Here is a 15,470-nt window from a genome sequence, read left to right on the forward strand (position 1 = left end):
AGTGATGCGTGGGGAGGCCGAGCACGATGAGAGTCCGCTCAGCAACGCCGCGGTCGAGCGGGAGATCCCGTGTCCGCGGAGTCGGAGCCTACCTGGGAGTCGTGGCGCTCGCGGCGGCTGCCGTGGTCGCCAACGCCGGCGTCGGGTTCAGCTCCGGTCAATCGCAGGGGCAGCCCGCAGCGGCGACCAAGGGGCCGGTCGGCTGGGACACCTACCGCAACCTCGACGCGATGTCGCAGTCCCGCGGCGCCGAGCAGTCCCTGGAGGTCTCCAGCTACGACCGCACCGGTGGGAACAACGACGGGTTCCAGGGCACCTACTCCTGCCTGCGCATCTCCGACCGCGGCTGCGTGATCGGCGAGCACGACGGTCCCGGTGAGATCACCTCGATCTGGAGCACCCGCGAACCCCTCGGCGACGTCACCGCGACCGGCAACATCATGATCGAGCTCGACGGCAAGATGGTGCTGGACGCCCCGTTCATCGACGTGGTCCGCGGCAAGCTGGGCGCGCCGTTCGTGTGGCCGCTGGTCGGCGACGCCAACGACACCGCGGGCGGCGTGGTGATCAAGGTGCCGATGCCGTACCGCAAGTCGATGCGGGTCACCGTCGAGCACAACCCGTACTTCTACCACCTCTCGTACCGCGTCTTCCCCGACGCGGACGGGGTGCAGACCTTCAAGCCGAACGACAAGGCTACCGACGTCATCGAGAAGCTGCGCGCGTTCGGCGTGGCCGACCCGAAGGGCAACCCCAGCGGCACCCCGGTGCGCCGCGACTTCGACCTGCCGCCCGGCGCTTCCACCACTGTTGCCGACCTGTCCGGCGCGGGCCAGATCAACCAGCTGCGGCTGAAGGTGCCGCAAGTGGTGGCCGCGCCGCAGGTGGTCGACGACGGGCGCGCGTTCGGCGCGGCCGGCCGCAGCCGGTTCACGATGCGAGTGGCCCCGAACAACGACGGCATCCGGGTGATCCGCCGGTACGACCCGCAGATCGCCAATCAGGTCGGCAGCTTGAGCCTCGACGGGCAGAAGGTCGGCGAGTGGCACAGCGGTGCGGCCGCACCTGGCTTGTGGGGCGTGCAGATCATCGACGTGCCGCCGACGGTGACCTCGGGCAAGTCCACAGTGGACGTCGAGAACAAGTTCATCTCCTCGTCGCTGGACTTCAACGAGTTCCGCTACGACGTGCAGAGCAAGGTTGGCGGCGACTGGATTCGCACCGACGTCCTCGACCTCGGCCCCGGCCACCCCGGTGAGGAAGCCGCGCACGGCTATCGCATCGACAACCCGGTCTTCGCCCGCGAGAAGCTGATCGGGCGCTACCCGACGAGGCCGGAGGACGTCGCCGCCTCCGACGAGGTCCTGGACAAGACCCACCTGCGCATCACCTTCGACGGCCAGACCACGGTTGACGCGCCGATCGGTGAGTTCTTCGGCACCGGGCTCGGCGAGTACGACGTGCGCAACATGATGAGCTCGGTCGACCCGGGGCTGGACGGCTGGTACACGTCCTGGTGGCCGATGCCGTTCGGCAACAACGCCAAGGTGGAGCTGGTCAACACCGGCGGAGTGCCGGTGACCGGCGCGACCGCCGAGGTGACCAGCGCGCCGACCCAGCCGGCTCCCGGCGCGGGCTACTTCCACGCCACCCACCACCGCGCCCACACGGTGCCGGGCGAGGACTGGAACTTCTTGACCGCCAGCGGATCGGGCACCTTCTACGGCGTCACGCACAGCATGCGCGGGTTGATCCCGCCGGGTGTCAGAACCCATTCCAACCAACCGCTCTCCGACGAGCACGCCAACACGCACGAGGTCAACCAGCGCAACTACCTGGAGGGCGACGAGCGGTTCTTCGTCGACGGCAACCGCGAACCGGCCTGGCACGGCACCGGAACCGAGGACTTCTACGAGTCCGGCTGGTACTTCCGGTTCGGCACCACCTACTCGATGCCGTTGGCGGGCAACCCGTCGCACGAGATCAACGGCGACGGCTGCCAGTACGACTGCACGGGTGCCTACCGCCTGTTCGTGAACGACGCGGTGCCGTTCCGCACTGGCATCGTGGCGGGCATCGAACACGGCCCGGTCAACGACGAACCGGCCGACTACGGCTCGACGGCCTATTGGTACGGCGGAAACGCATCGGGCCGAGCGCTGCCCAGCCTCCCGCCGGTGTCGACCCAGCCGCCGAGCGCCCCGGCCCCGTCGGATCCTCCACCGGAGTCCCCGACTGAACCCCCGTCGACCCCGGCGTCGCCGACCACGTCGGCAACTCCGACCCGTCCGTCGACTCCGGAGACGACGGCTCCGCACACCACGGGCCAGAACGACGGAACCCGACCGTCCGACATTGAACAAGCGGTCCAGGACGCCATCGACGAACACCAGTCCAACCGCTGACCACCTGGTCGGCACAGCGCAAACGGGCCGTTCACCTCGAAAGAAGAGGCGAACGGCCCGTTCGCTTCAGCTCTGCGGGGTTCGGGTGCTGCTGGCGCGGGCGACGAGGTGGGCGGAGAGGGTCGTCGTGGTCGCCTTGCCGCGTTCACCGCCGATCCGGCCGAGGAGGAGCTGTGCTGCCACCGCGCCGACGTCGTAGGCGGGCTGGGCGACGACCGTCAGGGGCGGGTCGAGCAGGGTTGCCCACGGTGCGTCGTCGAAGGCCACCACGCCGATGTCCCGACCGGGACGCATGCCGAGCTCGACGCAGGTCTCCAGCACGCCGACCGCCATCATGTTGTTGGCCACCAGCACCGCGTCCGGGCGGTCCGACTGGGTCAGCAGCGAATGCGCGGCCAGCTTGGCGCCGGCCGCCTTGAACTCCGACCGCCGCACCAGCTCGTCGCTCTCCGGCAGCTCTGCGGTGCGGAGGCCGTCGCGGTAGCCCGCGAGCCGGTCGTCGGCGGTGAGCACTCCGCTCGGACCGGTGAGACAGCCGATCCGGCGGTACCCCTGGTCGGCGAGGTGCTGGACCGCTTCGGCGGCGGCGAGCCGGCTGTCCACGAGCACGGCGTCGCTCGGCGAGTTGGGCAGCGGTCGGTCCACCGCCACGACCGGCGTGGTGTGCCGGTTGAGCAGCTCGGCGCTCTCGCTGTGGCCGGTGGGGGACAGCAGCACCCCGGCGACCCGCTCCTGGAGCGCGACGTCGATGTACTCGCGCTCCTTCTCCGGCTCGTCGTCGGAGTTGCACAGCACCACCGAGTAGCCCGCCGCGTGCGCCACGTCCTCGACGCCGCGCGCGATCGCGGTGAAGAACGGGTTCTCCACGTCCGCGATGATCAACGCCAGCACCGCGGTCTCCTGCTTGCGCAGGTTGCGGGCCGGGCCGTTGGGCCGGTAGCCGAGTTCGGCAGCCGCTGCGAGCACCCTGGCGGCCAGCGCGGGGTCGACGGTGCTCTTGCCGTTGAGCGCGCGGGAAACCGTTGCGGTGGACACCCCGGCGCGGGTTGCCACGTCACTGATCGTCGCCACGGTTCCTCCTCGTGACCTATTCCGGAGTGATGGCGGGTTGCCTGCCTTGACAGCCCGTGGACTGCCAGAATAGCGTTCGAGAAAACGATTGCTCGCCGGTGATATCGGCTTTCGGACACGAGTTGTTCCGGTCGGGCGACCCCGCGGGGAGCCCGCCGGGTGGTGCTGGCGGCGCCTCCTCGCCGCCGCTCCTGCGCAGTCAACGCCGCCTGTCGCTATTTGGAGGAACTGTGGCCCGCATCGGTGTCGTCAGCATTTCCGACGGTCGTGATCACGTCCACGCCCGCAACGCCGGCTTCATCCGGTCCAAGCAGGACGGTCTGGTTCGGGCGCTGCGCGATGCCGGGCACGAAGTGGTGGTCGGCGACGACTTGGTGGCCACCAACGCGCTGGCCACCTCGGTGGCGCGCAAGGTGGCCGCCGCCGACGTGGACGCGACGGTCTTCTACTACGCGGTCTGGTCCTTCCCGCACTTCACGATGCTCGCCGCGGACGCCACCCGCAGTCCGCTGGTGCTGGTGGCCAGCACCGACCCGACCGAGCCGGGACTGGTCGGCATGCTCGCCGCCGGTGGCGCGCTGGACCAGATCGGGCGCCAGCACACCCGTGCGTGGGGCGCGCCGGACGACGCCGAGCTGGTCGAGAAGATCGGTGTGCAGGCCACGGCGTCGGCCGCGGTGAAGTCGCTGCACGGTTCGACCTTCGGCCGGTTCGGCGGGCGGCCGATGGGCATGAACACCGCGGTGGCCAACACCGACCAGTGGATGCGCAAGTTCGGCATCGACGTGGAGGAGATCGACCAGTACGAGCTGGTGCTGCGCGCGGACAAGGCGGACGTCGGAGAAGCCCGCAAGGCCCGCGAGTGGATCGAGCAGCACGCGGCCGGGGTGCACTACGACGGCAAGAAGCTGACCCCGGAGCTGCTGGAGCGGCAGCTGCGGTCCTACCTGGCGATCCGGGACATCATCGCCGAGCGCAACCTGGACTTCTCCGGGATCAAGGCGCAGCCGGAGCTGACCGAGAACTTCGCGACCATGGACGTCACCGAGGCGTTCCTCAACGACCCCTACGACTGGAACGGTCCGAAGGAAACTCACGTCTGCGCCACCGAGGCGGACATGGACGGCGCGCTGACCATGCAGCTGTTCAAGGCGATCTCCGGCAAGCCGGTGCTGTTCGCCGACGTCCGCCACTACCACGCCGACCGCGACATCTGGGACCTGTGCAACTCCGGTCAGCACGCCACCTGGTACGCCGCGCGCAGCGATGATCCGGCGGAGAACCTGGCCAAGGTTAACTTCTACCCGGAGGTGTTCTTCTTCCCGGCTGGCGGGGCGTCCGTCCAGCACATCGCGGCGCCGGGCGAGATGACGCTGGGCCGGTTGACCCGCGAGGACGGCGAGTACCGGTTGCAGCTGATGCTCGGCGAGTTCGAGAGATACGACGATGCGACCAACAAGGTGCTGGTGGACCAGTCGACGCCGGAGTGGCCGCATGCCTTCGCCCGCCTGGACGCGCCGGGCGAGCTTTTCCTGTCGAAGTTCGGCGCCAACCACATCCACGCCGTCCCCGGCGACCACCGCCAGACCCTGCGCGCGGTGACGTCCCAGCTCGACGTCCGCCTCGACGAGTGGACCCGCGGCTGACCGCGATCCCGGTGCGATTTCAACGGAAATCGCGCGCCATCCGCGTGTCGGGATCTGACACGCCGATGGTTGTGGACAACTGACCGCGATTTCAATGGAAATCAGACGTCTGATTTCCATTGAAATCGCGGAACACCGCGTCGGGGAGACTGGGGCGCGGTGCTCAGGCGGGGGGACCGACGGTGCGAGTTGAGGAGGCGTGGTGGCCGAGAAGGTTCTGCTCGGGATCGACATCGGGACGGCTAGTTCGAAGGGCGTGCTGGTCAGCACCGACGGACGGATCCTGGCCCGGGCGAGTCGGCAGCACGAGACGTCTTACCCGCACCCGGGGTGGGTCGAGCACGACCCCGAATCGGTGTGGTGGGAGGACTTCCTGGCGCTGGCGCGGGAACTAGTCCCGGCCGCCGGGGGACGGGAGATCGCCGGGCTCGGCGTCAGCGGCATCGGTCCGGTGCTGCTGCCCGCCGACGGCGACGGCAAACCCCTGCGCCCGGCGATCCTCTACGGCGTCGACACCCGCGCGACCGAGGAGATCGCCGAGCTGACCGAGGAGTTCGGCGCCGACGAAATCCTGCGCCGGGGCGGTTCGGCGCTGTCCAGCCAGGCGGTAGGGCCGAAGATCCGCTGGCTGGCCAAGCACGAGCCGGAGATCTACGAGCGCACCGAGATGCTGCTGATGTGCAGCTCGTACCTGGTGCACAGGCTCACCGGCCGCTACGTGCTCGACCACCACTCGGCCAGCCAGTGCGACCCGCTCTACGACCTGCAGTCCCGCAGCTGGGCGGAGGACTGGGCACAGCGCCTGGCGCCGGGTTGGACGCTGCCGGAGCTGGCCTGGCCGACTGAAATCGTCGGGCAGGTCAGCGCGCGGGCGGCGGCCGAAACCGGTCTGCCGGAAGGACTTCCGGTCACCGCCGGAACCGTGGACGCGTGGGCGGAAGCCACCAGCGTCGGCGTGCGGCAGCCGGGCGACGTGATGCTGATGTACGGCACCACGATGTTCTTCGTCCAGGTCCTCGATGAGGTGCGGCCGCATCCGGCGCTGTGGGGCACCTGCGGCGCGTTCCCCGGCACGTACACGCTGGCGGCGGGCATGGCGACTTCTGGCGCGGTCACGCAGTGGCTGCGGAACCTCGTCGACGGCGAGTTCGCCGACCTGGTCGAGCAGGCCGCGGCGGTTCCCGCGGGCAGTCGAGGTCTCCTGCTGCTGCCGTACTTCGCGGGGGAGCGGACGCCGATCTTCGACCCGGACGCGCGGGGGATGCTAGCCGGGCTGACCGTCGAGCACGGCCGCGCCGAGCTGTACCGGGCGGCGCTGGAGGGCATCGGGTTCGGTGTCCGGCACAACCTGGAGGCGATGGGCGAGGCCGGCGGCACGGCCGGGCGCCTGGTCGCGGTCGGCGGCGGCACCCAAGGCGGGTTGTGGACGCAGATCGTCTCCGACATCACCGGTCAGGAGCAGCAGGTGCCGGGCGAGACGATCGGTGCGGCCTATGGTGATGCGCTGCTCGCCGGGGTCGGCACGAGCACGGCCGTCGAGCCGGACGGCTGGAACCCAGTGGCTCGCACCGTCCGACCGAACCCGGAGCACACCGAGCATTACGACGCCTACTTCCGCCACTACCGCGACCTCTACGACTCGACGCTCCGGATCGCGCACTTCTTGGCAGGTGAGCAGCGCGCGGCGGATGAGCTCGGATGATTCGCCGATGACGCTCCGCTGATCTTGTTAAGCTCATGCATTCGAGTGAGCTTTAGCTAAATCGGGAGGGCTCCGGACGGATGTCGGTGACGCGACGTGTCCTGGCGGCCTGCTTCGCCCTGATCGCTCTGTTCACCGCCGGGTGCTCGCGCGTCTCAGGAGCCGACGAAGCCCCACCGGTCGAGAGGGCGACGCGCGACCTGGGCGCGGTCGAGGTGGTGCGCGACCAGGTCTACGCCGAGCGCGATACCGGTGCGCTGAAGCTGGACCTCTTCCTGCCCGCTCGGCAGCAGACCCCGGCCCCGCTGGTGGTCTACGTCCACGGCGGTGGCTGGGACGCCGGGAAGCGCACGATCGACGCGGACCTCAGCGCCACCGAGGCCCTGACCGCGCAGCGACTGCTGGAACGCGGCTACGCGGTGGCCACGGTGGACTACCGGCTGACCGGGGTGGCCCAGGCTCCGGCGCAGGTCATCGACGTTGCCGACGCGGTTCGCTGGTTGCAGCAGCGGTCCGGTGAGTGGGGTCTCGACGGTAATCGCGTCGCGCTCTGGGGCGCGTCCGCAGGCGGGCACCTGGTGTCGCAGCTCGGCACGGTCACCGGTGATCCGGACAAACCGGGCGGCGGACTGACCGGGATCCGCGCAGTGGTGGACTGGTTCGGCCCGACGGACATGAGCGCGGAGGCGCAGCGCGCGCAGCCGCACATGCAGGAGTACGCGCGGCGCGTGGTCGAGCAGCTGCTCGGATGCATGCCGGTGGACTGCCCGGAGAAGGCCGCGGCGATCAGCCCGGTCCGCAACCTCTCCGGCGACGAACCGCCGTTCTTGATCCAGCAGGGCACGGCGGATTCCCTGGTCCCGCTGGAGCAGAGCCTGGACTTCGCGGCGGACCTGCGCCGCCGCGGCGTGACCGTGGAGATGCACCCCTACGAGGGCTTGGACCACGGCTTCGGCAGGGGGCCGCACACACCTCTGATCGCCGACACGGTCACGGCCTTCGTCGAGACCTACGTCTGAGAACCTGCTTTTGAGTGCCGGACGCTGAGGTTCTGGGTGTCAGCGGTGCTCGTTCTCGTTGCTCTGGACGAGCTGTGGTGCGTTGTCCTCCGGGAGCGAAGTTCCGTTGGCGAGGACGTCTTCGTTGCGGCGGACGGCATCGACGCTGCCTGAGCCGGCAGCTTCTGCCAGGGGCTGGACCGCGCTGCGGAAGGATTCGAGGGCGTCGAGTTCGCGGCGGCGGGCGGAGACGAAGCGCTGCAGGTGGGTGCTGGAGAGGTTCACCGCCTCCACAGCGCCGTTCGCAGCACGCTGGGCGCGGACTGCTTGGGAGCGCACCTGCTCGATGTCCTCGGCGATGGTGCGTTCCGTGCCAGCGAACATCGCCGCCGAGGCCAGCACCGCGAAACCCGTTGGTCCGCACAGGAAAACGCGCTTGTCCAGCAGCCAGGTCAGCAGCTGCGGGTCGGTGTCCAGGGCGGCGACCACCGCCGCGTCGGACGGCACGAACATGATCGAGCCGTAGATCGCGTCGGCCCACTTCTGGTAGCCCTTGCCGGCGAGCTCGGTGGCACGGGAGCGGATGTTGCGCACGTGTACCCGCAGCGCGTCGCGGCGTTCCTCGGCGTCGTCGGTCTCCATCGCCTCGGCCCACACCGCCAGGCTCGCCTTCGCGTCGACCGGGACCTGCCGACCGCCGCCGACCGCGAGCACCATGTCCGGTCGGGCCGCGCCTCCGCCAGCGAGGTCGGTCTGCAGCGTGAAGTGGATGTCTTCGCGCAGACCCAGCGACCGCGCGGTCTCGACCAGCACCTGCTCGCCGAGCTCACCGCGGCCGGTGATGGAGGCGAAGGCGACCTCGTACCGGCGCAGCGCGGCCTGCTGCTCGGTGCTGCGGGCGCGCTCGGCCTCGACCATGCGCAGCGCCTCGTCGGCACGGTGAGCGCTGTCGGTGTACAGCCGCCAGATCAGCACCAGCGCCGCGGCGAACAACAGCGTCAGCACGACGACGATGGTGATCAGGACGCCGGTACCCACATGAGCTCCGTCCGGTAGTGGCCGCTTCCAGCCCAAATGATGGCCGACCGACCCGACAAGATCACGCACCCCAGCACGAGCCCTCCATCACCCGGGTCTGAATGACAGCGGCGCGCAGCGCCACCGCAGGGGCGAAGGTCGGGTGGAGGGCTGGGTCAATTTCTCGCGAAATTGACGTTCACACGGGTGACGGTCAATTTCTCGCGAAATTGACCATGCTGCACTGTGGGTGACCGGAGCATCACGCGATGGGGTGCAGGTGTCCGACACGCCGAAGCGGTGTGGGGGGTCGACGGTGATCCGGTGGGACGTCGATAGCTTGAGGTCCATGCGGGTACTGCACACCTCCGACTGGCACATGGGCCGGACGTTCCACGGGCGTGACCTGCTCGGAGATCAGGAGGCCGTCCTGGGCGGACTGGCCGATCTGGTCGTCGAGGAGCAGGTCGACGTCGTCGTGGTCGCCGGAGACCTCTACGACCGCGCCGTGCCATCGGGCGAGGCCGTGCAGACCTGCGTGCGCGTTCTCGCGCGGATCCGTGAAGCGGGCGCCCAGCTGGTGGTGACCTCCGGGAACCATGACTCAGCCGCGCGGGTCGGCGCGTTCGCCGAGTTCGCCGCAGCCGGCGGCCTGCACCTGCGCACCCAGGTCGCCGGGTTGCACGTGCCGGTCGAGCTCGCCGACGAGCACGGACCGGTCGCCATCTACGGCATCCCATACCTGGAGCCGGATCCGGCGCGCCGCGCGCTGCAGATCTGCTCGGATGTGCCGGGAGCCAGCCCCGAGATCGAGTCCCGCGGCCACACCGCAGTGCTCACCGAGGCGATGAACCGGATCCGCGCCGATCTGGCCGGACGCCCCGACGGAACGCGTTCGGTGGTGCTGGCGCACGCTTTCGTCACCGGCGGTGACAGCAGCGAGTCGGAGCGCACCATCGCGGTCGGCGGCGTAGAGCAGGTTCCGGGCTCGGTCTTCGGCGGCGTTGACTACGTCGCGCTGGGCCACCTGCACGGCCCGCAGCGGATCGCCGAGCACCTGCGCTACTCCGGCAGCCCGCTGGCGTACTCGTTCTCCGAGGCCAAGCAGCGCAAGTCGGTGTGGCTGGTGGACCTGGACGCCGATGGCCTCGCCGGGGTCGAGCGCCGCGAACTGCCGGTCCCGCGCCGCCTGGCCACCGCGCAGGGCGATCTGGGGGACCTGCTCAACGAGCCCGAGCACGCCGAGCTGGAGGACTGCTACCTGTCGGTGACGCTGACCGACGAGGTCCGCCCGCTGGAGCCTATGCGCCAGCTCCAGCAGCGGTTCCCGCACGCGGTCCACCTGGAGTGGAAGCCGGCGACCGGCCGCGCGACCGCCCCGCTGCGCTACGCCGAGATCGTGCGGGGCCGCGACGACCACGCGCTGGCCGACCAGTTCGTGGCGGACTGCCGGGGTTCGGATCCCAGCGAATCCGAACGCGTGCTGATCAGCGAGGCGCTGCGCGCGGTCGCTGCCGCGGAGGGGACGCGATGAGACTGCACAGCCTGGAAGTCACCGCCTTCGGTCCGTACCGGGAGCACCAGGTGGTCGACTTCGACCAGTTGGGCGCCGACGGCCTGTTCCTGCTGCACGGCGACACCGGCGCGGGCAAGACGACACTGCTGGACGCGGTCGCCTTCGCCCTCTACGGCTCGGTTCCGGGCGCGCGCGGCCAGGTCAAGCGGCTCCGCTGCGACACCGCCGCGGCCGACGTGGCGACCACGGTGGTTCTGGAGCTCACTGTGCAGGGCCAGCGCCTGCGGCTGGAGCGCAGCCCCGAGTACGAGCGGCCGAAGAAGCGCGGCGACGGGTTCACCACGCAGCCGGCGAAGGCCTCGCTGACCTGGGTAGATGGCGCGCCGACCGAGTACCCGCCGGAGGGTCTGACCCGGATCGACGAGGTCGCGCGCACGGTCCAGCGGCTGCTGGGCATGACGGTCGAGCAGTTCTTCCAGGTCGTGATGCTGCCGCAGGGCGAGTTCGCCCGGTTCCTGCGCTCGGACACCGCCGAGCGCGAGCAGCTGCTGGAGAAGCTGTTCGGCACCCAGCGCTTCGGTGAGGTCGAGCGCTGGTTCGTTGACCGGCGCCGTGAGCGCGGTCGGGAGGTCGAGACGCAGACCCAGCAGGTGCGCGAGCTGCTGGCGCGGGTCTCGCAGGTCTCCGGTGTCGCGCACGAGTCCGATGTGGACGATCAGAGCTGGTTAGAGGACATCGAGAAGACCGCAATCCGCGAACTGGAAGGCGCGCAGGCCGAGCAGTCCCGGCTGCGCCGCGACCGTGAGTCCGCCGAATCCGCGCTGGCACAACGCCGAGAGCTGGCCGACAAGGTGCGGCGGGTTCGTCAGGCGAACGCCACTCTCGCCGAGATCGGGGAGAAGCACGCCGAGCACGACGCGTGGCGCGCGGAGCGGGAAGCAGCACACCGCGCAGTCCCGGTTTTGGCGGCGCACCGCGCGGGCCGTCGCGGCGAGCAGGAACGCGAGAAGGCAACCGCCGAGGTTGTCGCTGCGGCGGCGCGATGCGAGCTGGATGCGGAAACTCCGCTGGGGGACTTGAGATCGCGGGCCGGGGCGCAGCGGGAGGAAGCCGGTGCCCTGGCGCACCTGGTTCCCGAGGCGCAGCAACAGGAAACCGACCGTCGCCGGGCGACCGAGCTGGCCGAGCGGATCACCCGGGACGAGCAGCGCGAAGCGAAGCTGCTCGGGCAGCAGACGGCTCTCCCGGAGCGCATCACCACCGCCCGCCAGCAGGTCGAAGAGGCCAAGCACGCGGAACTCCGCCTGGAAAGCGTGCAGTCCAGGGGAACTGAGGTCACTGCGCTGCTGAACGCCGCGCGTGAACTCCCGGCTGCGCAGCAGTCGCTCTCGGCGGCGACGTCCAGCGCCCAGCAGACGGTCGATGCGCATCAGCAGGCCCGCGACTTGCTCCAAGACCTCCGAGCCCGTCGTCTCGCCGGTATGGCCGCCGAACTCGCGACCCGGCTCGCCGCCGGTGATCCCTGCCCGGTGTGCGGCTCGGCCGAACACCCCGAACCGGCCAAGCCGATCGACGACCCGGTGCACGCTGAGGACGAGGAGAAGGCCCAGCTCGGCGAACAGCAGGCTCACGCGCGCCGCGAGAAAGCGGCGGTGGAAGTGCAGCGGGCGCAGCAGAAGGTCGACGGTCTGGTGGAACGCCTGGGCGAACGCACCGAGTCGGAGCTCGCGACCGAACTGGAGGAACTGCGAGCAGAGCGCGCTGCGTTGCGCTGCGCTGCGGAGCAACTTCCGCTACGCACCAAGGGCTTGGCGGAGCTCGAAGCCTCCACGGAACGCTTGGCCGAGCAGCTGTCGCAACTGCGGACCGGCCTCGCGACCGCGCGAAGCGAGCACACCACGATTTTGTCCACAGTGGAGGAACGCGAGTCGCGGTTGCGCCAAGCACGCGGCGACTTCCCCAGCATCGCCGACCGGCGCGCTCATCTGCTCGACGTCGCAGCCCAGCTCGAACAGCTGGTAGCGGCCCGAACGGCTCGCGACGACGCCGAACGCCGCCTGGCCGAACAGCAGGACGCGCTCACGGAAGCCGCGACCTCAGCAGGATTCGATGACTCGACTGCTGCCCTGGCCGCCGAGCGCAGCGAGGAACGGCTCACCCAGCTCGCCGAGGCGCTAGCCGAGGTCGAAGAGCGCGCCGCAGGCGCCCGAGCAGCGCTGGCGAGCGCGGAGCTGGTCGGTGTCGACGGAACCGCTGAGGTCGGCCTCGAAGAGGCCACCGAGGCGGCGACCGTCGCGCGCGAAGCGGCGGAGCGCGCAGCTGCGTTGGCGCATCGCGCCGAGCAGCGGCAGCGCGACATCGCGCAGCTCGCGGAGCGCTTGCGCGGAGCGTGGGCGGAGCTCGGGCCGGCGTTGGCGGAGCACGCCGAGCTGGAGGCGTTGGCGGACGTGGTCAACGGCCGCGGGCAGAACGCGCGGAAGATGTCGTTGCGCGCGTACGTGCTGGCCGCGCGCTTGGAGGAGGTCGCCGTCGCCGCAACCCGGCGGTTGCAGCGGATGAGCGGCGGGCGGTACTCGTTCGTGCATTCCGATGCGGCCGGGGCGCGCGGTACTCGCGGTGGGCTCGGACTCGACGTGCTCGACGACTACTCCGGCAAGATCCGTCCGGCCAAGACCCTGTCCGGCGGCGAATCGTTCCTGGCCTCGCTCTCGCTGGCCCTCGGGCTGGCGGACGTGGTCGCAGCGGAGACCGGCGGTGCGCTGCTGGACACGCTGTTCATCGACGAAGGCTTCGGCACCCTCGACGCGGACACCCTCGACCTGGTCATGGACACCCTCGACGACCTGCGCGCCGGAGGTCGAGTGGTCGGCCTGGTCTCCCACGTCGAGGAGATGCGCCAACGAATCGGAGTCCGCCTCCGAGTCCGAAAATCCCGCGAAGGCTCCACCCTCGAACTCCAAACCTGACCGCGAGCACTTCGGGTTGTCAGAGCGACCCGAAGTGCTCGCGGACCTTCTGGCTCAGGACTTGGTTTCGTGGTCGAGGAGCCAGCGCTTGGCCGGGAGGCCCCAGCGGAAGCCGCCCAGCGAGCCGTCGCTGCGGAGGACTCGGTGGCAGGGCACGAAGAGTGCTGCGGCGTTGCGGGCGCAGGCCGAGGCCGCGGCGCGGATCGCCTGAGGGCGTCCGGCGAGCGCGGCGTACTCGGTGTAGCTCACTGGCTCTCCGGCCGGGACCTTGCGCAGCACTTCCCACGCGTGTTCCAGGAACGGGCCGGAGCTCTGCCGCACCGGGATTCCGTCCACGGCGTGCAGATCCCCGTCGTGGTAGGCGCGGATCGCGCGGGTCACGTCGCCGAGGTCGGAGGCTTCGACCGGGGCTTCGGGCAGCAGCGAAGGCGAGACCTGGGGGAGCAGTTCGTCGAGCTGGGCGGTCCAGCCGGACGCGAGCACGGCACCATCAGCGTCGACCACGGCCGTGAACGGCCCGGTCGGAGTATCCACAGTGGACCACTTGATCACGATGACTCCTGAAGTTCTTCTCGGGCGGGGATTCAGGAAGCCTGCTGCAGCTGCGGTGGCGTGACCGCAGCCTCCCACAGCAGCACTCCCGCGTAGGAGCTCCACGGGCTCCACCGGCGGGCGTGTTCCTGGATCACCGCGGGGTCTTCGGACAGTCCGAGCGCCTCGGCGCCGCGGCGCAGCGCGAGGTCTCCGATGAGCAGCACGTCCGGTGCGCCGAGCACTCGCATGGCGACGTAGCTCGACGTCCACGGGCCGATCCCGCGGATCTGCTCCAGATCGTGCCGCAATTCCACCTCGTCCCGGCCGGGGTGCAGGGCCAGCCGTCCCTCAGCGACAGCTGCCGCCACGTCGCGGACGGTCTCCGCGCGCCGACGCGGACCGGGCAGGGCCTCCAGCACCCGCTCGGCGAGCACTTCAGCGGTGGGGAACAACGTGGTCACCGCCTCCGGATGCGGGATCGGCTCGCCGAGGTTGGCGACCAGTCGTTCAGTGGTCTTGCGGGCGGCCGCGACCGAGATCTGCTGGCCGATCACCGCCCGGACCACGATCTCCAGGCTGTCGACGCTGCCCGGAACCCGCACGCCCGGCGTGCGCGCGATGGAGCTGTTCAGCAGCGGGTCCGCGCCGAGCACTTCGCGCACCGCGATCGGATCCGCGTCGAGGTCGAGCAGACGGCGCAGCCGGGACACCGCGCTGCCGAGATCGCGCAGGTCGGTCAGCTGCAACGTGCAGGCGACGTACTTCTCCTGCGGTCGCAGCGTCGCGACGCCCGTCCCGTACGGCAGCCGCAGCGAGCGCGTGTAGTGGTCCGGCCCGGTGTCCTCCAGACCCGCCAGCGCGCGCTGGCTCAGGAAGCGCAGCACCCCGGACGCGTCGCACGGCGCGCGGAACGGCAGTCGCAGCTGCACGGTGCCAGCGCCGCTCGGTGCGTCGTTGCGGCGCTGCGCGCGGCTGCGCATCTCTGTCGGCGTGGTGCCGAAGACCTCGCGCATGGTGTCGTTGAACTGCCGCAGGCTGGAGAACCCGGCCGCGAAGGCGGCATCGCTGAACGAGATCGCGGTCGTCTCGATCAGGATCCGCGCCGAGTGCGCGCGGTGCGCGCGGGCGAGGCCGAGCGGCCCGGCGCCGAGCTCGGCGGTGAGCACCCTGGTCAGGTGCCGTTCCGAGTAGCCGAGCTGGTCGGCCAGCCCGCGGACCCCGCAGCGGTCCACCACGCCGTCGGTGATCAGCCGCATGGCCCGGCCGGCGAGGTCGGCGCGCAGGTTCCACTCCGGCGAGCCCGGCACGGCGTCCGGCAGGCACCTCCGGCACGCGCGGAACCCGGCGGCCTGCGCGGCGGCAGCCGTCGCGAAGAACACGCTGTTGCTGCGTTTCGGGGTCCGGGCCGGGCAGGAGGGCCGGCAGTAGATGCCGGTCGAGCGGACGGCGTGGATGAAGCAGCCGTCGAACCGCGCATCACGCGAGGCCACGGCCCGGAAGGCTTCTTCGGTTCCCACCAACATGCCTTCGATCGTGCCAGCGCTCAGCACCCGCTACTAGCGGAAAACAGACACGACCACGGCGGTGTTCCGGATCCCGACCACAGTTTCAATTG

10 protein-coding genes are annotated in these 15,470 nt (G+C 70.3%); 6 read left to right on the forward strand and 4 right to left on the reverse strand.

Annotation, left to right across the window (positions count from 1 at the left end):
- Positions 1 to 101 precede the first annotated feature (101 nt).
- The gene (locus ACWCO2_RS03785; RefSeq protein WP_450126165.1) at positions 102 to 2,405 is read left to right on the forward strand and encodes a glycoside hydrolase family 172 protein; all 2,304 of its coding nucleotides are present in this window, start codon (positions 102 to 104) and stop codon (positions 2,403 to 2,405) included.
- A gap of 66 nt (positions 2,406 to 2,471) precedes the next feature.
- Here ACWCO2_RS03785 and ACWCO2_RS03790 read toward each other — a convergent pair whose 3' ends face one another.
- A complete protein-coding gene (locus ACWCO2_RS03790) occupies positions 2,472 to 3,476 on the reverse strand; it encodes a LacI family DNA-binding transcriptional regulator (RefSeq protein ID WP_450126166.1) in 1,005 nt (334 codons plus the stop codon).
- 230 nt (positions 3,477 to 3,706) lie between these two features.
- On the opposite strand from ACWCO2_RS03790, the gene ACWCO2_RS03795 reads away from it, so the two are divergent.
- From ACWCO2_RS03795 to ACWCO2_RS03805, 3 genes are all read left to right on the forward strand, one after another.
- Entirely contained in the window at positions 3,707 to 5,122 is a 1,416-nt protein-coding gene (locus ACWCO2_RS03795; protein WP_450126167.1) for an L-fucose/L-arabinose isomerase family protein, read from the forward strand.
- 202 nt (positions 5,123 to 5,324) lie between these two features.
- Complete coding sequence (locus ACWCO2_RS03800) at positions 5,325 to 6,824, forward strand: FGGY-family carbohydrate kinase (protein ID WP_450126168.1); 1,500 nt, start codon at positions 5,325 to 5,327, stop codon at positions 6,822 to 6,824.
- 80 nt (positions 6,825 to 6,904) lie between these two features.
- The gene (locus tag ACWCO2_RS03805; protein WP_450126169.1) at positions 6,905 to 7,843 is read left to right on the forward strand and encodes an alpha/beta hydrolase fold domain-containing protein; all 939 of its coding nucleotides are present in this window, start codon (positions 6,905 to 6,907) and stop codon (positions 7,841 to 7,843) included.
- Positions 7,844 to 7,882: 39 nt separating this feature from the next.
- Here the strand turns inward: ACWCO2_RS03805 and ACWCO2_RS03810 are convergent, their stop codons facing one another.
- On the reverse strand, positions 7,883 to 8,860 hold the full coding sequence (locus tag ACWCO2_RS03810) for a DNA recombination protein RmuC (RefSeq protein ID WP_450126170.1): 978 nt from the start codon (positions 8,858 to 8,860) through the stop codon (positions 7,883 to 7,885).
- Positions 8,861 to 9,188: 328 nt separating this feature from the next.
- On the opposite strand from ACWCO2_RS03810, the gene ACWCO2_RS03815 reads away from it, so the two are divergent.
- On the forward strand, positions 9,189 to 10,373 hold the full coding sequence (locus ACWCO2_RS03815) for an exonuclease SbcCD subunit D (protein WP_450126171.1): 1,185 nt from the start codon (positions 9,189 to 9,191) through the stop codon (positions 10,371 to 10,373).
- Complete coding sequence (locus tag ACWCO2_RS03820) at positions 10,370 to 13,321, forward strand: AAA family ATPase (RefSeq protein WP_450126172.1); 2,952 nt, start codon at positions 10,370 to 10,372, stop codon at positions 13,319 to 13,321. Before ACWCO2_RS03815 ends, ACWCO2_RS03820 begins: the two co-directional genes overlap by 4 nt.
- Before the next feature lie 54 nt (positions 13,322 to 13,375).
- Here ACWCO2_RS03820 and ACWCO2_RS03825 read toward each other — a convergent pair whose 3' ends face one another.
- Both ACWCO2_RS03825 and ACWCO2_RS03830 read right to left on the reverse strand, forming a co-directional pair.
- Positions 13,376 to 13,876 (reverse strand): methylated-DNA--[protein]-cysteine S-methyltransferase, encoded by a 501-nt coding sequence (locus tag ACWCO2_RS03825; protein ID WP_450126249.1) that lies wholly within the window; start codon positions 13,874 to 13,876, stop codon positions 13,376 to 13,378.
- 29 nt (positions 13,877 to 13,905) lie between these two features.
- Positions 13,906 to 15,378 carry an AlkA N-terminal domain-containing protein gene (locus ACWCO2_RS03830; RefSeq protein WP_450126173.1) on the reverse strand — a complete coding sequence of 491 codons (1,473 nt, stop codon included), beginning with the start codon at positions 15,376 to 15,378 and terminating at the stop codon, positions 13,906 to 13,908.
- Between the last annotated feature and the right edge of the window lie 92 nt (positions 15,379 to 15,470).

The organism is Saccharopolyspora sp. NPDC002376 (assembly GCF_053593195.1).

Coding starts and splice junctions, on each gene's coding strand:
- ACWCO2_RS03830 (WP_450126173.1), bottom strand. CDS start 15,378: ATGTTGGTGGGAACCGAAGAAGCCTTCCGGGCCGTGGCCTCGCGTGAT.
- ACWCO2_RS03815 (WP_450126171.1), top strand. CDS start 9,189: ATGCGGGTACTGCACACCTCCGACTGGCACATGGGCCGGACGTTCCAC.
- ACWCO2_RS03820 (WP_450126172.1), top strand. CDS start 10,370: ATGAGACTGCACAGCCTGGAAGTCACCGCCTTCGGTCCGTACCGGGAG.
- ACWCO2_RS03805 (WP_450126169.1), top strand. CDS start 6,905: ATGTCGGTGACGCGACGTGTCCTGGCGGCCTGCTTCGCCCTGATCGCT.